10 protein-coding genes are annotated in these 20,792 nt (G+C 68.0%); 5 read left to right on the top strand and 5 right to left on the bottom strand.

Translation table 11 applies throughout. The features are described 5' to 3' along the window. Positions 1-46: 46 nt before the first annotated feature. Together ACIO3O_RS38800 and ACIO3O_RS38795 are read right to left on the bottom strand one after the other, a co-directional pair. Positions 47-946 (bottom strand): helix-turn-helix transcriptional regulator, encoded by a 900-nt coding sequence (locus ACIO3O_RS38800; RefSeq protein WP_401754362.1) that lies wholly within the window; start codon positions 944-946, stop codon positions 47-49. A gap of 598 nt (positions 947-1,544) precedes the next feature. Further along, a complete protein-coding gene (locus ACIO3O_RS38795; protein WP_401754359.1) occupies positions 1,545-2,015 on the bottom strand; it encodes an ATP-binding protein in 471 nt (156 codons plus the stop codon). Positions 2,016-2,212: 197 nt separating this feature from the next. On the opposite strand from ACIO3O_RS38795, the gene ACIO3O_RS38790 reads away from it, so the two are divergent. Both ACIO3O_RS38790 and ACIO3O_RS38785 read left to right on the top strand, forming a co-directional pair. Next, on the top strand, positions 2,213-3,082 hold the full coding sequence (locus ACIO3O_RS38790) for a helix-turn-helix domain-containing protein (protein WP_401754356.1): 870 nt from the start codon (positions 2,213-2,215) through the stop codon (positions 3,080-3,082). Further along, positions 3,079-3,297, top strand: coding sequence for a DUF397 domain-containing protein (locus ACIO3O_RS38785; RefSeq protein WP_401754353.1), 219 nt, complete (start codon positions 3,079-3,081; stop codon positions 3,295-3,297). Before ACIO3O_RS38790 ends, ACIO3O_RS38785 begins: the two co-directional genes overlap by 4 nt. A 79-nt stretch (positions 3,298-3,376) precedes the next feature. Here ACIO3O_RS38785 and ACIO3O_RS38780 read toward each other — a convergent pair whose 3' ends face one another. From ACIO3O_RS38780 to ACIO3O_RS38770, 3 genes are read right to left on the bottom strand one after another with little or no spacing between them, the layout of a single operon-like run. Beyond that, the gene (locus tag ACIO3O_RS38780) at positions 3,377-7,876 is read right to left on the bottom strand and encodes an Eco57I restriction-modification methylase domain-containing protein (RefSeq protein WP_401754350.1); all 4,500 of its coding nucleotides are present in this window, start codon (positions 7,874-7,876) and stop codon (positions 3,377-3,379) included. Further along, entirely contained in the window at positions 7,873-10,851 is a 2,979-nt protein-coding gene (locus ACIO3O_RS38775) for a helicase-related protein (RefSeq protein WP_401754348.1), read from the bottom strand. Before ACIO3O_RS38775 ends, ACIO3O_RS38780 begins: the two co-directional genes overlap by 4 nt. Further along, entirely contained in the window at positions 10,848-16,163 is a 5,316-nt protein-coding gene (locus tag ACIO3O_RS38770; RefSeq protein WP_401754346.1) for a DEAD/DEAH box helicase, read from the bottom strand. Before ACIO3O_RS38770 ends, ACIO3O_RS38775 begins: the two co-directional genes overlap by 4 nt. A 146-nt stretch (positions 16,164-16,309) precedes the next feature. Here ACIO3O_RS38770 and ACIO3O_RS38765 point away from each other — a divergent pair, with 146 nt between their 5' ends. From ACIO3O_RS38765 to tyrS, 3 genes are all read left to right on the top strand, one after another. Further along, complete coding sequence (locus ACIO3O_RS38765) at positions 16,310-17,833, top strand: TldD/PmbA family protein (RefSeq protein ID WP_401754343.1); 1,524 nt, start codon at positions 16,310-16,312, stop codon at positions 17,831-17,833. Positions 17,834-17,924: 91 nt separating this feature from the next. After that, positions 17,925-19,316 (top strand): metallopeptidase TldD-related protein, encoded by a 1,392-nt coding sequence (locus tag ACIO3O_RS38760; protein WP_401754340.1) that lies wholly within the window; start codon positions 17,925-17,927, stop codon positions 19,314-19,316. 66 nt (positions 19,317-19,382) lie between these two features. Then, positions 19,383-20,657: a tyrosine--tRNA ligase gene (tyrS, locus tag ACIO3O_RS38755; RefSeq protein ID WP_401754337.1), complete on the top strand. Its 1,275-nt coding sequence runs from the start codon at positions 19,383-19,385 to the stop codon at positions 20,655-20,657. Positions 20,658-20,792 lie beyond the last annotated feature (135 nt).

Below are 20,792 nucleotides of genomic sequence, written 5' to 3'. Positions count from 1 at the left end.
CGGCCGCGACTTGGAACAGGGCGGGTACCGGGAAGGTACCCGCCCGTCACGCAGCGACAGTCACCGGGGTGGTTTCCGTGACCACACCATTGGTGATGACGAGGAGCAGGTCACCGACCGTCGCGTCCCGCCCCAGCCCCAGCTCCGAGATCGGACGCGAACCGGGGATGTAGCGCGTGGTGACAGGAACGAAGTGCAGCTGGTCCTCCTCGCCCTGCCAAGCGAGGATCGCCGTGGTCTCGTCCCCGCCGATCCGGGCCGCCACTTCGTCCAACCGGTCGGGCAGGACCGCGCAGATCACCGTCAGCCGTTGCCGTTCCATCCGTGGAACGGCGGCAATCATGTCCAGTACGCCCGGCGCGGACAGTGTGCCCTCCATGAGGCGGGCAACAGCAGCACGGCCCTCCGTGCCCTCGTCGTCCGGCACGGCATGGACGAACCGTACGATCGGCAGCCCGTCGTCGAGCACCTGCCGCCAGCGGGACAGCATGAAGTCGATGTGCAGGGCCTCCTCACGGGTGGCCCCCGCATCACCCACACCCTCGCCGATCAACGTCAGCCAGGCATTGATCTCCGCCCACCTCCATACGAGGGAGCGTCCGACCGTGCCTTCCGGCTCAGGGAAGGGCGGAGCCTCCTGCCGTCGCTCGGCATTGATCCACTGGAGGATGTTCTGCCTGGTACGTCCGGTGCGGTCCGCGATGTCCGCCACCCCGACGAGGTCGGGGTCAAGGCGCAGCAGCCGTAGCGTCGGCAGCTCCTTGTGGAACTTGACCACCAGGCGGTGCGCGGCGTCGATCGCGCTGTCACCGTCCATCGCCACGTCTAGCAGGTGCTTCCCCCGATGACTGGTGAGCAGTCCGTCGAACTCGTCGAAGATCACGCCGACCGCTACGTCGTCGTCCACGCTGATGCCGTCCACGACGAAGAGAAACTCGTATTCCATCGCGCTCCTGCCCCCCTTAGACCGTGCCATGAGTGCCCTCAAAAACCTCCGCACCAGGGTGCGCCACCCCCATGAGGGCAGACTTACCCAGCCATATCGCGTTGTCAAACGACAACACCGCCCCCGAGGGCACGGCGCGGGTCCCCTTCGGGGAGCGGGCACAGTTTCGCGCGCCGGGCAAGGTTTCGCGCAGTGCGCCCCGGGTTCTTGGCCGTGCCCGGGACGGGGATGGTGAGGCAGCCTCCTCCGGCACAGGGGCAGTACAGCCGACCCCAGTGCCCTTCCTTGCGGAGAACCCAGCCGACGGCAACGAGCCGCTTCAGGACTTCGCGTATCTCTTTGTCCTGGTGATCCGCCGGTGACAACTCACGCCCGACCATCCACCATCTCCCCAACGCTCGCCACTGTCACGGCCGTTGACAACCAACACCGCGTGGCCGAGAGGCTACTCCTTGGGTACGACAATCGACGAAATCGCACGTCGATGCGGCAATTGGGGCGCCAGTTCGGTCGGGGAGGGTGCGATTCCGGTCGCACGGTCCGGGCGGTTCGCGTGTGGTCCGCGGGGGTTGTTGCGCAACTTCAGGCGTCGCGCGCGTCACGTGGGCCACACGGGAGGAAGGAGGCAGCGGATCTGCTTGCCGACCGGCGTGAGGGCGACCTCCCAGCCGGGTGCGAGCAGATCCACCAGGGGGAGCCCGCGCCCCGATTCAGCTTCCGGGTCGTCGAGTTGGATACCGCTGCGGCGCGGGAGGCGGTGGCGGTCCGGGTCGTGCAGCCGGACCCACACTCCGGCAATGGTCGACTCGACCTCGACGACGAGCGGGACATAGTCGCCACAGGCCCGGACCGCGTTGCCGTACAGCTCGGAGAGGACGAGTTGGGCAGAGTCGACGAGGTCGGGTTCGACACTCGCACCGAGGAGCACCCGGCGAGTGAGAGCACGGAGGGCGCGGAGGTTGCGCGGCGAGGCGGAGAGGTGGAGGGCGAAGCCGGTGGGGGTGGGGGCGAGATAGTGGCCGAGGGTGGCGACGGGGCTCGCGGGGAGCGCCGGGGTGTTCGCGTTCATGAGCATCGAGGCACCCTTGCCTTGGTGGCATGTGCAGCCAACTGCCCTTATTGCTCGATCACTTGACGATCAGCCACACTTCTTCCTGAGCAGGATGCACCCATGAGAGCAGCACCTTCAACCTTGAAGGTGGAATTCACAAAAGTAGAACTTCCGTTCCATCGACTTGAGGCTGATTGCGGTGCCAAACTGCGCGCATGGCCAACTATCGAGTGCTTCCGACGGTCCGAAGGCGGCGTTTGGGCGACACCTTGCGCCGATTCAGGCACGAATCGAAGATGAGCCTGGAGACCGCCGCGGAGGCCATGGGATGGGACCCCGCAAAGGTGTCCAAGATCGAGAACGCGAAGGGGCGCATTCGGCCCTCGGATGTGGGCCCACTGCTGGAGAAGTACGGGGTGACGGATGAAGTCGTCGTGACCGCGCTGACCCGCCTCGCCGAGGATGCCCAGAAGACGGGCTGGTGGCAGACGTACGGCGACGTCGCCGCCCATGCGTACCGGGACTACATCAGTGTCGAGGCCGATGCGAAGAGCGTGCGCATCTGTACGCCGGCGATCCTCCCCGGCCTGTTCCAGACGGGCGAGTACGCGCGGGAGATCATCACCGCCACCGCCCTCACCAGGACCCCGGAGGAAATCTCCGCCCTCGTCGAAATCCGGAAGGCGCGGCAGGCGGTCCTCACCAGGCCACACGAGCCGCTGAAGTTCTGGGCCGTCATCGGCGAGGCCGCCCTGCGCCAGAGGTTCGCCTCCCGGCCGAATCTCATGCGCAGCCAACTCCTGCACGTCCTTGACATGACCGAACTGCCCAATGTGACCGTTCAGGTCATCCCGAGCACCACCGCCCCGAACCCCGCCATGGTGGGCGTCTTCACGCTCTTCGAGTTCCCAGTGCCGTGGCCGACAGTGGTGAACACCGAGAACCTTCGGGGCGGACAGTTCGCCGAGGACCCGGGCGAAGTGCAGATCTTCGAGGAAGCCTTCGAGCGCGTCACCGTAGCCGCACTCTCCGTGGACGACTCACGGGAAACCATCACGAGGATCATGGAAAGGCCCGAGAAGTGATCGACAAGACCGACCTGTACCCGAGCAACCTCACCGCCGCTGTCTGGCGCAAGTCCTCCTACAGCGAGACCGGCGAGAACTGCGTCGAGATCGCCGATCTGGCAGGTGGACGGCTTGCTGTCCGGGACTCCAAGGACACCCGGCTCGTGCCTCTGCGCTTCACCGGCGCTGGATGGGAAGCGTTCCGGGCGAGTGTGATTACGGGTGAGATCTGATCGGCTGAGGTTCGTGAACGGCCGCCGCCCCGAAGGCATTCCGGGGCGGCGGCCGTTCACGTACGGTGTGAGCGCCTGGCTAGCCCTCGCCGAAGAAGTCGAGCTGTATGTCGGCTCCCTCGACCTCCTCCAGGCTGAACAGTCCGCCCAGCTGGCCACCGCCAGAATGCCTTCTGCCCCTTCCCTTTGCCGGAGCGCGCAGAGCCCGCTGCGGCTGGGCCGGCGGGGTGGGCGGGGTCGGTCGGGCGACTCGGGTCAGAGGGCTGGTTCCCGGGTTGTGGCGGGGGCCTTGGCCTGGGGGTGGGCTGAGCGGGGTCACGTACGGGGTGCCGGACGCCATGGCCTCGTAGACGCGAATGATCTCGTCCTTGGTGCATTGGAAGAGTTCGGGTGTCTTGTTCCGGAATGCACGAAAGCTATCTAGTACGAGATCGAGATCTTCGCGCCCGATGGCATACAAGTGGAAATACGCGGCATCTAGTTCAGCTCGCATAGCAAATCGACGATCTTCATCCCAAACGAATGGAGAACCCACATCACCGAGATACTCAGCCCAGGGCCTCATCTCGTAGGAGGTATAGGTCAATTCGAGTACACGAGCATGAATCCACGATGCGGGAGTCTGACCAGAAAGCCACTCCACAGGCTTCACGTACTCATCAGGTTGCAGCACTGGCAGCTGCTCCAGGTATGTATACGTTACGTGAGACCCCTGGATCTTCTGACGTGCAGCAAAGTCAAGCGAAAGAGCCGATAGGTTCGCAATCAAGGCCTGCACCGGAAGGCTTGGGTCGTTCGGTACAATAAGCGGTTCAGTGTGGCCAATTGCCGTCCTCGGAAGCACCGACGGGATAACCGTACGCTGGTTAGCCGCTGGCGCTACATCCCGCCACCCCAGCAACCAGTCATGCGACCATTCGACACCCGGCCCTCCAGGGTCGGGCATGAACCATTTCTCGACTTCCGATTCCGCCATCCAATGCCGTGGCAGCGGCAGCTTATTCGGATCACCGTGCTCCTGAGCATCCAGCCTCGGCAGCGTTCCCTTGTTGATTTGTGCTTGGGTAGCACCCTCGTACGTCGCAAATCTGGCATCGAAGTGGTAGGCGAACTTCCCTTCATAGAGAGGAAGGCATCGGTCACCATCTTTGATGAAAACGGACTCCTGTAGCTCCCACCCATCCTTCCTGAGATCTTCACTCTTGCGGAATCGATCAGAATCATCGGCCATATGAAACATGCGAATTAGCAGCAGATCCCACGGATTCCCGTGAGGGTCCGCATGATTCCGCAGGACCGATGCCTTCTTATGCATAGCGTCGAGAATCTCAAAATGTTCCCGACTCTCACACACAGGCGACGTCAGACTGTTAGGGTTGATTCGACGAAAACCCGCCGCGTCCAGGGTGAACTCACGAGAATCCAGTTGGTCCGGCCTGCGAGCCCGGAATGCCAATCGGGCACGGTCCCTCTTGTTCGCTGGACCGCCATACGTGAACAAGCAATAGCGGTACTGGTTATGGACGTCCGCGAAGAGCTTCTCCTCGTTCTCCAGATCTAGCACGGTATTCAGCTGACGCCGCTCCACCAGATCCGAAAAGAACCCCGACGTCGTCTTGTCCGTCGCAATCCCCGTCGGCAGGACCAGCCCCGCCATCCCTTCCGGCCCCATCAGCATCCGCGCCTTCTCCGCGAAGACCGCGTACGTATTGACGTCGCCCCGGCCCGTCAGCGGGAAGATCCCCGAGTCCCTGAGCATGTTCGTCGTGCCCTTGGACTCGCGCTGCGCGATCAGGTACTCGCGGTGCAGCTTGCGGTCGGCTTCGATCGAGTTGCCGTGCTCGTCCTTCGTGTACAGGAGCTGACCGATCCGGTGTTCGCGCTCGCTCGCCGTTTCCGCGTCAGCAACGTACGGGTTCTGGGCGGCGAACCATTCCTTCTTCTGGATCTTGACCCGTTCCCACGGCGGGTTCCCCAGTACGCAGTCGAAGCCGCCCTGCCAGCCCGTCGCCGGGTTCGCGTCCGCCGCCTCGCGGTCCTCGACACGGAAGATCCGGGGGAATTCCAGGTGCCAGTGGAAGAAGCGGTTACGGGAGACGATCTCGCGGAGCACCCGCTCCCCCGCGTTCTCCCGCCGTTCCTTCTGCTCATCCGACTCCGGAGCCGGCTCCTTGCCCATCACCGGCAGCGGTGCCGGGATGCCCGGCAGCGGTTCGCCCTCTTCCAGCTTCTTCAACCGGGCCGTGGTGATCGGTTCCGGAGCATCCGACCGCTTGGGCCAGATGAACGCCGCGCACCACGCGTCGGCGACCCGCTTGAGCCGCTCCAACTCCGGGTTGTGCTCGAACTCCCGGTGCCGCTTTGCCAGTTCACGGATGGACGCCAGGTCCGTACCGACCTGCTTGGCCGCGGCCTCCGCGGCGACGCGCACCTTTGCCGTGCTGGTGTGGACCGGGGGCTCGCCGAGCCGGGTCTGTTCCCAGACCGCGACGCCCTTGAGCTCACTGCGGTTGCGGTCCCGGGCCTTGGTGATCACCTTTGGCTCGTCGCCCTCCAGCTTCTTGAAGGCGAGTTCCGGGATTCCCGCTTCCAGCAGCCGCGGCGTCGTACCGAGCAGCGCGTTCCCCACCTTGATCCGGTCGTCCAGGTACGCGAGCGGCTGCCCCGGGTTCAGGGACTCCAGCCACAGCGAGACCTTTGCGATCTCCGCGGCAAGGGGGTTGATGTCCACACCATGCACGCAGGACTTCACGACCTTGGCCATGGCCGCACGCACCTTTTCCGGTGCGGGTTCCAGCTCCTTGTCGTACATCTGGGCATAGCGGAGAGCGATCCTGCGCGCCGCCGCGACCAGGACGTGCCCCGAACCACAACTCGGGTCCACAAAGCGGATCTTGAGGAGGTCGTCTGGGTTCCCGGAGGCTCCATGGCGCTCTATCACCGGGTCGAGCGCATTGTCGAGAAGCTTCTCGATGAGCACCGAAGGCGTGTAGTACGACCCGGTCGTCTTGCGCTTGCTGCCGGCCACCAGGTCCTGGAGCCAGAACTCGATTTTTGCGGGGTTGTGGCGCGGGATGAGCTCCAGCAGGGACTCGTAGACGCTGCCAAGCTCGTCGGCGCCGAGGTGACGGTAGTCGACCCGGCTCTCACGGCCCTGCTTGTCGTGCACGCGTGAGAGGAGCCGGACCGCGTCGAGCAGGCTCTCGTTCGGGAGGCGGGCGGCACGGAGCGGCTCGGCGCCGCCGGGGAGGAGCGCGGGCTCGTCGGGGTCGCGGTCGTCGGCGCGGAAGTACAGGCCGCCGAGTTCGGGGAGCGCGAGGTGCTGGTGGCCGCCGATCCTGCCGAGGGAGTCCAGGACGATGTCGCCCAGGCTCTTCCACAGGTCGACGTTCTGGTCACCCTTGCGGCGGGCGGCGATGCGGCGCAGGCGGGCGGTGGAGAAGCTGTTGGTGTAACGGCGGCGCGCCTGTTCCAGTCGGGCGGCCTCCTTGCGGGAGATCTTCTCGTCGGCCCGCAGCAGCAGTGCGTCGCGGTCCTCGGCGACGAACAGGAAAATCAACTGGTAGGCGAGGCGCAGCAGTTCGTGATGGAATTCCTCGATCGCCGCCTTGCCACCCCGGGTGAGGGCCTCGCCCAGTTCCGGATTTGCTCGCAGGAATCCGGTGCCGAGGATTCCGAGGGCGTCCTTCACCTGGTTGCGCAGCCGGTCGCGGGAGCGGATGCCGGTCTCGATGGCGTAGCTGCGCCACCACTCGATACGGCAGTCAACGGGAGTGAGGGCGGCGATGTCGTCCGCCGGAGTGGCGGCCTCGTCGAGAGTGCCCTCCTCGGCCTCTCCCTCTTCCTCCTCGGCGACCGCAGCGGCGCCGCGCCGCTTCTTCTCGGGCTTCGCCACCAGCTCGAAGCGCGAGGAGTGGAGCATCGCGTACATCAGCAGGAAGTCGGGGAACTGCTCCCCGCCGAAAATCGCGTCGAGGTTGAACTCGATGTAGGCGGACCCGACGATCGCGGTGGAGTCGCGGAGCACCCGCAGCACCCGGCCGTTGGACAGCAGCCCCCACAGGTGCGCGTCGGAGACGTTGAGGAGTTCCTGCACCATGGACTGGGGTGCTCGGCTCTTGCCGACGTTCCGGTCGAGGTCGGTGTCCCAGCCGAGCAGGTGCACCGGAAGGTGGGCCTGCCACAGGTGGCTGACCTTGTACGGGTCCTCGCGGCCGGGCACCTTCATGCCGCGCTTGGGCTGCGCGGTGCGCCCCGCGTAGCCGAGTTCGTCCAGGAGGACGCTCAGCCACTGCTGATACGTGAGCTTCGTCGCCGCACCGGCGTCGCCACCGCCGACCTTCTCCAGTTCCGTGAGCTGTTCGCGGAAGGACTGGTAGGTGGCCCTGAGGTACTCCCACTTGCGGCTGGCCGCGTCCTCGACCCGTACGCCTCGCGGCAGGCCGTAGTCGGCGGGAGCGGCGCCGGGCAGCTCCCGGTCGCCGAAGCGGACTTTGTTGATGAGGTCCGCGGAGAGCAGGACGCCTTCGACGCGTACGGCCGTGCTCGCCGGGAGCTGGTCGGGGGCGAGAGTGGTCACTTGGATCCTCCGGGACGCTTGACGTACACGTAGACGCCGAGCAGGTCCGGAGTCCCTGCGAGTTCGGCGGTGATACGGCGGGCCGCGGCGGCGCCGCGCGCCCTGCCCCGCTCCCCCGCTGCCTCGCGGACGCCCTGGTGGGCGGCTTCGAGACGGCGGGCGACCTGCTGGCCGTGGTCCGCCAAGTGGCCCTTGACTTCGGGCAGTTCGTCCAGGGCGAAGGTGATCTGCTGGTCGCGCATGGACCCGATGGTGTTGCGGTCGGGTGCCGCGTTCAGCAGAGCGGCCGTCTCTTCGTCGGTGAGCCATTCCCGGGAACCGTCGGCGCCGGTGCGCCAGGCCAGCAACTGGGCGTCCTCGGCGACCAGTTGCTTCGGCTCCTCGGTGCCCCGTCGCAGCCGGCGGCCGGGCAGGGTGAGGCGGAAGCGGTAGCGGACCAGGAGCAGCACGGTGCGCGCGTCGACGTCGGCGGTACGGATGACGCCGAGCCTTCTGGCGGGGCGGTCGTTGTCGCTCAGGGAGCTGTCGAGGGCGGAGTCCAGTACGTAGCGGGCGACGGCGCGCACCGCAGGGTCCGTACGGAACAGGGCGTGGTCGCCCGCCGGGACCGGGAGGTCCTCGCGGAACACCAGCTCACGGTCGCCCGCCGCTTTGCCGCCGCGCCCCTTGCCCGCGGTACGGGAGAGAACTTGGGCGGCGCCGGGCGCGACGGCCTGGTCCGCGTCGTCGTAGATGCCCAGCGCGTGCCTGAGGCCCTTGGGGAGCGTCCCGGTGGGGGCGGTGAATCCGGCGCTGCGGGAGTCGGGACGTACCGCCGATCCCAGCGCCTTGAGCGCCTCCCGGGTGAACGCGGCGATGTCGGCGGGCTCGCCGAGTGCTTGGCGGAGGGCTTCCAGCTCGTCCTTGACCTCTTCCGGGCGCAGGCTGCTGTGGGCGAACTTGGTGAGGACCTTGGACTCCCGGTCCGCGGCGTCCTCCCACTCCTTGTTCAGCTCGTCGCGGGCGAGGCCGAACAGTTCCTCTGTGCCGAAGTCGAGCGCGAGCTGCTCGTCGTTGCCTTCGCGGCCCCGCAGCAGAAGGCTCTTGGCGAGAGCCTGGAGCACACCGTCTCCGCCCTTGGGGACCGGGACGACGACACCGACCTGTTCGGCGATGTCCTGGTGCTTGCGGATGAGCACGTCGAGCACGAGGCCGTCGACACCCGTGTCGGTGTCGTACAGGGTGACGGAGCGGACCTTCTCCCGGGCCTGGCCGAAGCGGTCGACGCGGCCCTCGCGCTGCTCGTGCCGGGTCGGGTTCCAGGACAGGTCGTAGTGCAGGACCGCGCCGAAGTCGTCCTGAAGGTTGACGCCCTCGGAGAGGCAGTCGGTGGCGACGAGGACGTGCCGGCCGGTCTTGGCGGTGAGTTCGTCGATACGCCCCTGTCGGGCGTCGGGGTGGAGTTTGCCGGTCACCGCGGCCACGTGCACCCCGCGCCCGAGGGTGTCGGCGAGGTGCTCGGCAACGTACTCGGCGGTGGGGATGTAGCGGCAGAAGACGACGGGGTCGTAGCCGTCGACGAGAAGGCCCTTCACCTCGTCGACGAGGATGCGCAGCTTGGTGTCGTACTCGGGCCCGGCCAGGGTCGCGGCCCGCGCCGCGAACGCCTTGAGTTTCCTGCTGCCGCCGGCGTCGTCCAGGTCGTCGAGGAGGGAGCCGGGGACAGAGTCGAGCTGCTCGCCCTCCCCGTCGTCGGTGAGTTCGAGGACGGCCGCCCGGCCGATCCTGTTGGCCTCCTCCACCGTGCGTGCGACGGCGACGGCGGACCGGACGGTGAGTGTCTGGGCTGCTGCTGCGGGCGAGGAGAGCACACAGCGCAGCAGCGCTAGTACGGACCACCAGGTGTGGCGCTGCCGCAGGGAGCCGTCGGGGCGGCGGACCTGTTCTCGGGCGTAGGCCAGTACGTCGGCGACGAAGCGGGCGTACTCCTCGTGCAGCTGGTAGGGGACTTCGCGCAGCATGCGGGCGCTGGGGAAGGGAGTGTTCTCGTCGAGGTAGTGCCGGATGTCGCGGCGGCGGCGCTGGACGAAGTGGCGGGCGAGCCGGTCGCGGTGGGAGGGGAGTGTCGGATCCAGCCCCTGGAGATCCGGGTCGAGCAGTCCGGTCAGCCGGGCGAAGGCCTCGCTGTCGCCGCTGTGCGGGGTGGCGGTGACGAGGATGAGGTGGCGGTCCTCGTCCTGGGCGAGCTTGGCGAGCAGCTTGTAGCGCTGCTGGCCTCCGGCGCCCGCGCCGACGCAGGTGTGCGCCTCGTCGACAATCAGCAGCTTGGGGCAGGTGCGCAGGAAGGCGTCCCGTCGGTCCGGCTGCTTGATGAAGTCGGTGGATACCACTGTGCAGGGGTAGCGCTGGAAAAGACTCTGCCCCTGCTCGACGCCCTTCTGGAGCCGGGCGGCGGTGGAGGGCAGGACGAGTTCGGCCTCCATGCCGAACTTGTCCCGCAGCTCGCTCTGCCACTGCTCGGCGAGCGCGGGCGAACAGAGCACCGTCATGCCCGTCGCCGAGCCCTGCTCGATGAGCTCCTTGGCGATGAGCCCGGCCTCGATGGTCTTGCCGATGCCGACGTCGTCGCCGATGAGCAGCCGTACGGTGTTCATCCGCAGCGCCATCATCAGTGGGACGAGCTGGTACTGGCGCGGCTGTACGGCGATGGAGGCGAGGCTGCGGAAGGGGCCGGCGCCGTGGGTGGCGGCGACCCGCAGGGCGGTCCGGAGCAGCCCGGCGGAGGCGAAGTCGCCGACCTCGCCCGGCACGGGGCGGGGCGGGCCAAAACCGGGGTCCTCGATCTCCTCGGGGAAGAGCGCGGTGACGAATTCGCGATCGCCGTCGAGAGGCTGGGCGAAGACGACGGGCTCGCTGTCCGGCGTCGGCAGCACCACCCAGTCGCGCCCTCGGGCAGAGACCAGGTCACCGGGAGCACGGCCGGCGGGAGAAGTCATCGGGCACTCCGTCCAGTACCGAAGACGTCCGGGTGTGCGCGCACGGTGCTTTCCCACTCCTTGCTGTCCGCGCCGGCCCGGATCACGAGCCAGCCGTCGTTGATCAGACTGATTTCAGCCTGCCTGTCCAGGTGCAGACCGGCCGCGGTGTCCAGGTAGACGGCGACGTCGGCCCCAGGGAGGCGGTAGACGATGTCCGGGTTGACCTGGGTCGATGCCTGGTCGGGCGCGGTTTCGTCGGGCAGCCGGTGCCCCGCCAGGCTCAGCCATTCTACGAAGTCCGCGACCGGCCCCTGAACCTGTTCCCTCGCCGCTGCCAGGGTCGAGGCGCGCCTGGCGGCAGGAGTGACCTGACGTTCACCGCTGGTGGTGGCGGTGGCGAGTCTGAGCAGGATCGGGACCGCCGCGTGCCGGTCGATGCGGGTGTGGAAACTCTGGTTGCTGTACGAGAGCAGGCAGTCGTAGCAGCCGAGCTCGCAGCGCTCGGACGCGTTCGGTGCGCGGTCCAGGTCCTTGCCGTCCAGGTCGTAGTGAATGATCGCCAGGGCCTGGCGTGCCACGGCTGCGACGGCCTTGGGGTCGTCGTGCAGCAGCCGCAGCACTCCGGCGCCACCCTCGGCGCCCTCGACGAAGAGCATCCGTCCCCGCTGCTCCTCATCGGGGAGGACCTGGCTGTCCAGCTCGGAGTCCTCCAGCTGGTAGTGGGCTTCGATGCCACGCTCCAGGGCGTACCGGAGGGTGACGGCCACGGTTTCGTTCTCGACCGGTTCCGACAGCCGGAGCACGGCGATGTTCTTGGTGTCCTCGACGTAGGGGATGACCTGGAGGGTGCGGTCGGCCGAGGAGAAGGGGGTCAGTACGTCGTCCTCGGCCGTAGCCTCCTGGAGCTCACCGGCCTTCTTGGCGCTGAGCCACCGGCCTTGGACCGGATCGAGCCAGAAGCCCCGGTCGGCAGGGTGCTTGCGCTTGCGGCGGCCGACGTTGAAGACGCGGATGCGGGCGGTGTCTCCGTAACCCACCTCCAGGACCGGCCCCTCTGCGTCGGCCGTCGTGGCGTCCAACCGGCCTCCTGCCGAAGAGAATTGATAACCCGTCAGCAATTCGAAGCCGGACTTGAGCCGCTCCTCCTCGTCCGAGGAGATCCGCCGTACCGGCGACGCCTGCACGGTGGAAAGGACCATGGTCCGGTTGAGGGTGAGCGAGAGGGAGACATGACAATCGTCGCACCGGTCCATGCCCGGGTCGTACCAGGTGCCGCAGCTGCTGCAGATCTTGACGTTGCTCGTCGCGACCTGGCCGGGAGCAGATCCCCGGGGGACCTGGACCCGGTCGACCGCGTACCGCTGGCCCTCGTGATAGATGAGCGCGCCCGGTCCGAACTCGGCGATGGCAATGAAGCGCGGGCGCTGGATGTACGCGCCGTTCTTCTGACCGAGCTTCCCTTCGGCCCGCTGACCGGGGATGTACGCGGCCAGCGGCAGCCGGGGGAAGGAGTAGCCCGGCAGGAAGCCTTCCGAGGCGAAGTAGCGATAGGTGTAGAAGTCGCTGTAGGACTCCTCGCTGCCCTCGTTGCGCAGCAGCTTTCCCTGGCTCTCGGCCTCGGCCCGGCGGGCCTCCGCCTGGCGTCGCTGCCTCGGCTCGACGGATAGATCACCGGCGATACGGTGTTGCTCCTCGCGTTCGGCGAGGGCCGCGCGGTAGAGGTTCCGCCAGCGTTCGCAGGCGTCGTCGAAGCGGCGCAGCGCGGAGCGCACCACGTCCTCGATCCAGCCGTCGTACCACCAGCTGGTGCGCTCCTGAAGTTCCGCAAGCATGGGGCCGAAAATCGATTCGGCCCGCTCGATGGCACGGCGGCGGGCGGTTTCGCTGTCGAGCTGTCCGCGCACGGTGTCGTCGAGCCGCAGCGGAACAGGCTCGCCCGGAGTGGAAGAGCGCGACTCCGCGTCGATGATCTCTGTCATCCGGGGGCCGAGGAACACTCCGGTCTCCGCGAGCCAGATGGCATTGACGTGGGAGCGCAGCAGTTCCTCGTTGGCGAGGTCGAGCCGGGGCGGGGTGACGTTGCCCGCGACCATCAGCTCGGGGCGACGGAAGTAGTACTGGTCGTGGGCACTGCCCGTCGAGCAGTACGTGGTGACCAGCGCGGGCTGGCCGGAACGGCCGGCGCGTCCCGAACGCTGGGCGTAATTGGCGGGCGTGGGCGGGGCGTTGCGCATGGCGACGGCGTTGAGGGTGGCGATGTCGACGCCGAGTTCCATCGTCGGCGAGCAGTAGAGCAGACTCAGGTCACCGTCGCGGAAAGCGGTCTCCCGGGCCTCGCGCAGCGGGGCCGGCACCTGTGCGGTGTGCTCACGGGCCTCAATGCCGACCAGCTCCGCGGCGGTCTCCCGGTAAAGGTCACGGAAGTACGTGTTGATCTGCGGCTTCGCACCCGGGTCGCTGACCTTGCGCAGCGGGTCCGGTTCGGGCGTGAGTCCGTCGCCCGGGAACCAGCGCAGCGCGGAGGCCCGGACCTGGTGCCCGAGAGAGCCGTCCCGTTCCTCCCGGACGATCGCGACCAGGCCATGGTTCTCCAGCACCCGGAGCAGGCTGCGGATCACCGCCCCGGCATCGGCGACGGACATCCGCTTCCCGGCCAGATCGGGAAGCTCCGAGAACTGGTCGGGGCGCCGCAGGAACCGGCCGAAGGCACCGAGCCCGCTGAGGTAGATGGCCTCACCGGAGGGCGCTCCCTTGGGTCCGCTGCCGGGGACAGCGACTCGGGAAGGGACTCGAGGCTCCCTCTGCGGTAGCGCCCAGACTCCCTGCAAATGCGCATCGGACTGGCGTTGTAGCTGGTCGAAGCCCTCTTGAGTGAGCAGCTGCTCGTCCACGGCCAGTGAGCGGCGCATTTCGTCGAGGAGGACCCGGGCAAGGTATTCGCGATGGGCGGGCGAGTTCCCGGTCAGGGCGGGGTGAGCCCCTTGCCAGCATTCCTCGTCGGCGGCGATCTCCGTCAGGTCGGTGTACTCGAAGCGCAAGAGCCCGGTCTGGGTGAGGTTGGGCATGGTAATCCGCCAGCCTCGTTCGAGGTCGGCGTTGACCCGGTAGGCGAGAACCGCGCGCAACGCGGAGCGTGCGAGCTCCCGCAGGTTGTACTTGGCGGCCGGGTTCTTGGCGAACACCTCCATCGGCAGCCCGAGTGCCTCTTCAACCGCTTGGGGCAGCAGATCGTGGCGGAGCCCTTGCGTCCCGGCGACGGCCAGAGCCCGGTACAGGGCCCCACGGATCTGTGTGACCTGGGCAAAGTCATTGAAATGGCCCGCTTGGAGGCTGGCGTCCTGCCGGTTGTCGACGAATGTCAGCAGCTTGCGGGCTCGCTCGTCGATGTCCTGTTGACCACGGAGGGAACGCACCACGCTGGCACTGATGAGGGACACCGCAGAGCTGCGGCCCTCGGCAGCGAAGGTCGCCAGTTTGGCGAAGTCCCTGGCTCGCAGCTGTTCATGGCTGACCCGGCAGCGCAGGCAGAACCGGAAAGGTGCAGCGATCCACCAGGCACGCAGCCCCTCGTGTCCCTCTGCGGGTAGGACAGTGCCGTCGGCCGCTACGCGCACTGCGCGAGGACTGTCGCCGCTGCGGGCCTTGACGATCGTGCGCGTACCGTCGTCGGCCGTCTCGACCCAACTATCCGGGAGCCGGGTCAGGATCTCTTCGGCAGCGTCGGGCCAGGGGCGCTCGGCGCTGACGTACACGTAGCCGTCGTTCTCCTCGGCCGGAGCCTCGGGGTCTCGGCGCGCCACGAAGCGCGGGCCCGCTGCCGCCTCCTCCCGGCTCACCACCAAGTACTCGTGGCCGCAATCGCGACAGAATGCCAGCGGAATCAACGGCTTGTGCCGCTGTTCAGGCACGCTGACCTGGTATTGGCTGGTCAGGTGGCGCTGTCCCGCGGGTTCGAAACTGGTGTAGACCGTGTCGCCCTTGGACAGAAACTGGTGCAGCCTGAAGGCGAACAGGGGGCGTTTGTGCACCGGGTGAACTACTTCGGCGCCAACTTTGAGCATTCCCTCGATGGCGGCCTGGCAGGTCGCTTCCGGCTGTCCGCTGTCTCTGGCGAGGGACTTCGCCGCTGTGGGCACGGTGACCGGCGTCCGGCGAATCAAGCGCCCGCCCGGACTGTTCTCCTTGTCGAGCCCGAAGGAGTCCTCCACCCACACGGCGAGCGGGTCGGTGCTCAGTTCCTTGTAGTCCCGGGTCAGCGCACCGGGGTCGTGAGCGGCCCGGCTGACCGCCTCGCCCAAGTGCCTCTTGCGTACGGCAGCCGAATGCCCCGACGAGGCATCGGGGTCGGTTGTCCGCTCCAGCGTCTCGCCAATGACGCGTTCCGGCCGTACCTCCGTACCGAAGAGCCGGGAGGCCACATCAGCGACCTTCTTCCTGGCTTCTTCGAAGGAGGCGGCGCTGGCCATGGTGGCGGACGTACCGATGCACTGGAGGTCAGGGGCGTTGCAGGCGTCACGCAACCGGCGGACCAGGAGCGCAACGTCCGCTCCCTGTCTGCCTCGGTAGGTGTGGAGCTCATCGAGCGCGAGGAAGCGGAGTCCCTGCGCGGCGCCGATGAGCTCTTCGCGCTCACGCGGCCGGGTGAGCAGGTATTCCAGCATGACGTAGTTGGTCAGCAGGATGTCCGGCTTCTTGCGGAGTACGGCAGCCTTCTTCTCACCGTCCTCCTGCCCTGTGTAGCGGTCGAAGGTGACCTTCCGCTCGGCTTCGGGAATGCCCCAGTGCAGATAGCGTTCCAGCTCCAGCCGCTGGCTGTTGGCCAGCGCGTTCATCGGATAGACGACGATCGCCGAGATGCCGTCGGGGTTGGGCCGTCGCAGCACCTCGTTCACGATGGGGACGATGTACGCCAGGCTCTTGCCGGAACCGGTACCGGTTGTCAGAACGTACGAATCCTTGGCGGCAGCGGCATCGATGGCCTCGCGCTGGTGCCGGTGCAGGGTCAGGGTCCTGGAGCCCGGGTCGTGCTCGTGCTCCTTCTTCCGGAAGTAGTCACGGCACGGACCCAACAAAACACCGGTATCCACGAGGTGGCCGACCGTCTCGCCACTACGAAAGCTCGGATTGAGAGAGATCCGGGGGTCCGGCCAACGGACCTTGCGCTCACGTTCGCCGTCCAGATGGCGCTGGATGTCCGGGTCCCGCACACCGACCAGCGAACTGGTGAATGCGTCGTAGTCCCTGATGAGATTCTGGTGGACACCGAAAACATCCATCGTGACGCTCTCTCCCCTGTCTGCTCTGCGGCGCCGCGGCAACTCGGACGGCAACCACTCGCACTCGAAACCCCCCGGCCGCCGGTAGTGATCAGCCTACTGCGCAGTGACGGGGGCAAGTCAGGGGAAACCTGTGGCCGGTCCCACGTGATGGCAGGACATGCTTCACTGCGGAGACATGCCGAGAAGGAGAGTTTTACGTGGCTCATCAGGTCGATCAGACTTTTCTGGCACTACCGTTGCGCGCCCTCGCCGACGCCGCGCTCGCGCGGGCCCGGGCGCTCGGGGCGGACCATGCCGACTTCCGGTTCGAGCGGGTGCGCAGTGCCTCCTGGCGGCTGCGGGACGCCAAGCCGTCCGGCTCCAGCGACTCCACCGACCTCGGGTACGCGGTGCGGGTGGTGCACGGCGGGGCCTGGGGGTTCGCCTCCGGGGTCGACTTGTCGATGGACGCCGCCGCGCGCGTCGCGGGGCAGGCCGTGGCCATGGCCAGGCTGTCGGCGAAGGTGATCAAGGCCGCCGGGTCCGACGAGCGGGTGGAGCTGGCCGAGGAGCCGGTGCACGAGGACCGGACGTGGGTGTCCTCGTACGAGATCAATCCGTTCGACGTGCCGGGCGAGGAGAAGGCGGCGCTGCTCGCCGACTGGAGCGGGCGGCTGCTGCGGGCGGACGGGGTGGCCCATGTGGACGCCTCGCTGCTGACCGTGCAGGAGAACAAGTTCTACGCCGACACGGCGGGGACGGTGACCACGCAGCAGCGGGTGCGGGTGCATCCGCAGCTCACGGCGGTCGCGGTGGACGCGGGCTCGGGCGAGTTCGACTCGATGCGGACGATCGCGCCGCCGGTCGGGCGGGGCTGGGAGTACCTGACGGGCACCGGGTGGGACTGGGACTCCGAGATCGAGGAGATTCCGGGGCTGCTGGCGGAGAAGATGCGGGCGCCGAGCGTGGAGGCGGGGACGTACGACCTGGTGGTCGATCCGTCCAATCTGTGGCTGACGATTCACGAGTCGATCGGGCACGCGACGGAGCTGGACCGGGCGCTCGGGTACGAGGCCGCCTACGCGGGGACTTCGTTCGCCACCTTCGACCAGCTGGGCAAGCTGGCGTACGGGTCGTCGGTGATGAACGTGACCGGTGACCGGACCGTCGAGCACGGTCTCGCCACCATCGGGTACGACGACGAGGGCGTGGCCGGGCAGTCCTGGGACCTGGTGAAGGACGGCACGCTCGTCGGCTACCAGACCGACCGGCGGATCGCGAAGCTGACGGGTCTGGGCCGGTCCAACGGGTGTGCGTACGCCGACTCCCCCGGGCACGTGCCCGTGCAGCGGATGGCGAACGTGTCGTTGCAGCCGGAGCCGGGCGGGCTGTCGACGGAGGACCTGATCGGGGGTGTCGAGCGCGGGATCTACGTGGTCGGCGACCGGTCGTGGTCGATCGACATGCAGCGCTTCAATTTTCAATTCACCGGTCAGCGGTTCTACCGGATCGAGAACGGGCGGCTGGCGGGGCAGCTGCGGGACGTCGCGTACCAGTCCACGACCACCGACTTCTGGGGCTCGATGGAGAAGGTCGGCGGCCCGCAGACGTACGTGCTCGGCGGTGCCTTCAACTGCGGCAAGGCCCAGCCGGGCCAGGTCGCGGCCGTCTCCCACGGCTGCCCGTCGGCCCTCTTCCGGGGCGTGAACATTCTCAATACGACGCAGGAGGCCGGGCGATGACCACGGAGCAGGGGCACGGGGGAATCGGCCGGGGGTCCGGGGGTCGTCCCCCGGGCAGGCACAGTCTCAATACGACGCAGGAGGCCGGGCGATGAGCCGCGCGAGCAAGCCGTACGAGATCGTCGAGCGGGCGCTGGAGCTGTCCACCGCCGACGGGTGTGTGGTCATCGCCGACGAGCAGTCGTCCGCGAACCTGCGGTGGGCGGGCAACGCGCTGACGACGAACGGCGTGACGCGTGGGCGCACCCTCACCGTCGTCGCCACCGTCGACGGGGCCGAGGGCACCGCCTCCGGTGTCGTGTCCCGGTCGGCGGTCACCGCCGATGAGCTGGAGCCGCTGGTACGGGCCGCCGAGGCGGCCGCGCGGGCGGCGGGTCCCGCCGAGGACGCCCAGCCGCTGGTCGAGGGGGTGCCGGTGTCCGCGGACTTCCGGGAGGCGCCCGCGGAGACCTCCTCGGTGGTCTTCGACGCGTTCGCGCCCGCCCTCGGCGAGGCCTTCGCCCGCGCCAGGGCCGGCGGCCGCGAGCTGTACGGGTTCGCGAACCACGAGATGACGTCCAGCTATCTCGGTACGTCGACGGGGCTGCGGCTCCGCCACGACCAGCCGAACGGCACCCTGGAGGTCAACGCCAAGTCCCCCGACCGTACGAAGTCGGCGTGGGCCGGGCGCTCCACCCGGGACTTCCGGGACGTCGACCCGCTGGCCCTGGACGAGGAGCTGGCCCAGCGGCTCGTCTGGGCCGAGCGGCGGATCGACCTGCCCGCCGGGCGGTACGAGACGCTGCTGCCGCCGACCGCGGTCGCCGACCTGCTGGTGTACCAGCTGTGGTCGTCGGGGGCGCGGGACGCCGTGGAGGGGCGGACGGTGTTCTCCCGGCCGGGCGGGTCCACCCGGCTCGGCGACGCCCTGTCCGCGCTGCCGCTGACGCTGCGCAGCGACCCGAACGAGCCGGGGCTCGAAGCCGCTCCGTTCGTGCTGGCGCACTCCTCGGGCGGGGACTCGTCGGTGTTCGACAACGGGCTGCCGCTGGCCCCCACCGAGTGGATCAAGGACGGGAAGCTGGAGCGGCTGATCACCACCCGCAACACGGCCGCCCTCACCAAGCTGCCGGTGACCCCGGACATCGACAACCTGATCCTGGACGCGGGCGGCACGAAGACGCTGGAGGAGATGGTCGCAGCGACCGGGCGCGGGCTGCTGCTGACCTGCCTGTGGTACATCCGCGAGGTCGACCCGGCGACGCTGCTGCTGACCGGTCTGACCAGGGACGGCGTGTACCTGGTGGAGGACGGCGAGGTGGTCGGCGAGGTGAACAACTTCCGGTTCAACGAGTCGCCGGTGGACCTGCTGTCGCGGGCCACCGAGGCGGGGGTGACCGAGAAGACGCTGCCCAGGGAATGGGGCGACTGGTTCACCCGGGCCGCGATGCCCGCGCTGCGGGTGCCGGATTTCAATATGAGTTCTGTCAGCCGGGGCGTATAACCTCGGGCGGTAAAGCCTTTCGGTGCGAACAAGCACTGTGTGTACATCTGAGGAGATCTGAGAATCGTGACGGACATCGTCGACGAGCTGAAGTGGCGCGGGCTGTTCGCCCAGTCCACGGACGAAGACGCACTGCGCAAGGCGCTCGCGGACGGCCCCGTCACGTTCTATTGCGGCTTCGACCCGACCGCGGCGAGCCTGCACGTGGGACACCTGGTGCAGGTGCTCACCATGCGCAGGCTCCAGCAGGCGGGGCTCAAGCCGCTGGCGCTGGTCGGCGGGGCCACCGGGCAGATCGGTGACCCCCGTCCGACGGCCGAGCGCACGCTGAACGACCCGGAGACCATCAAGGAGTGGGTGAACCGGCTGCGCTCGCAGATCGAGCCGTTCCTCGACTTCGACGGCTCGCAGTTCGCCCACCCGGCGACCATGGTCAACAACCTGGACTGGACCGGCGGGCTGTCCGCCATCGAGTTCCTGCGGGACATCGGCAAGCACTTCCGGGTCAACAAGATGCTCACCAAGGACTCGGTCGCCCGCCGGCTGGAGTCCGAGCAGGGCATCAGCTACACCGAGTTCAGCTACCAGCTGCTCCAGGGCATGGACTTCCTGGAGCTGTACCGCCGCCACGGCTGCACCCTCCAGCAGGGCGGCAGCGACCAGTGGGGCAACCTCACCGCCGGTCTCGACCTGATCCACCGGGTCGAGCCGGAGGCGGTCGTCCACGCGCTGGCGACGCCGCTGATGACGAAGGCGGACGGCACCAAGTTCGGCAAGACCGAGGGCGGGGCCGTCTGGCTGGACCCGGAGATGACCACGCCGTACGCGTTCTACCAGTTCTGGCTGAACGTGGACGACCGGGACGTCTCGAAGTACCTGCGCATCCTCAGCTTCCGCACGCAGGCGGAGCTGGAGGAGCTGGAGGCGCAGACCGAGGAACGTCCGCAGGCACGTGCCGCCCAGCGTGCGCTGGCGGAGGAGCTGACGACGCTGGTGCACGGCGCGGACCAGTGCGCCGCCGTCATCGCCGCGTCGAAGGCGCTCTTCGGGCAGGGCGAGCTGACCGACCTGGACGAGCCGACGCTGAAGGCCGCTCTCTCCGAGCTGCCGCACGCGCGGGTGGAGGGCCTCGGCCAGGTCGTGGACCTGCTGATCGCGGCGGGGCTGGCGCCCAGCAAGGGCGGCGCCCGGCGCACCATCAAGGAGGGCGGCGCCTACGTGAACAACGTCAAGGTCACCGCCGAGGACGCCGAGATCACCGCCGACCAGCTGCTGCACGGCCGCTGGCTGGTGCTGCGCAAGGGCAAGAAGAACCTGGCCGCGGTGGAGATCACGGGCTGAGTCCGTCCCGTACGGCACGTGTGCAACGGCGGGGGGGGGGGGGCCCCCCCCCCCCGGGGGGGGGGGCCCCCCCCGGGGGGGCGCGCCCCCCGGCGCCGGGGGAGTGGCGCCCCACCAGGAAAAAAAAACACACCC

It is taken from the genome of Streptomyces sp. NPDC087440, from assembly GCF_044744005.1.
Lineage (GTDB): Bacteria > Actinomycetota > Actinomycetes > Streptomycetales > Streptomycetaceae > Streptomyces.
Note: the sequence above shows the minus strand (reverse complement) of the source record. Positions and strands in the feature narration are given on the sequence as shown.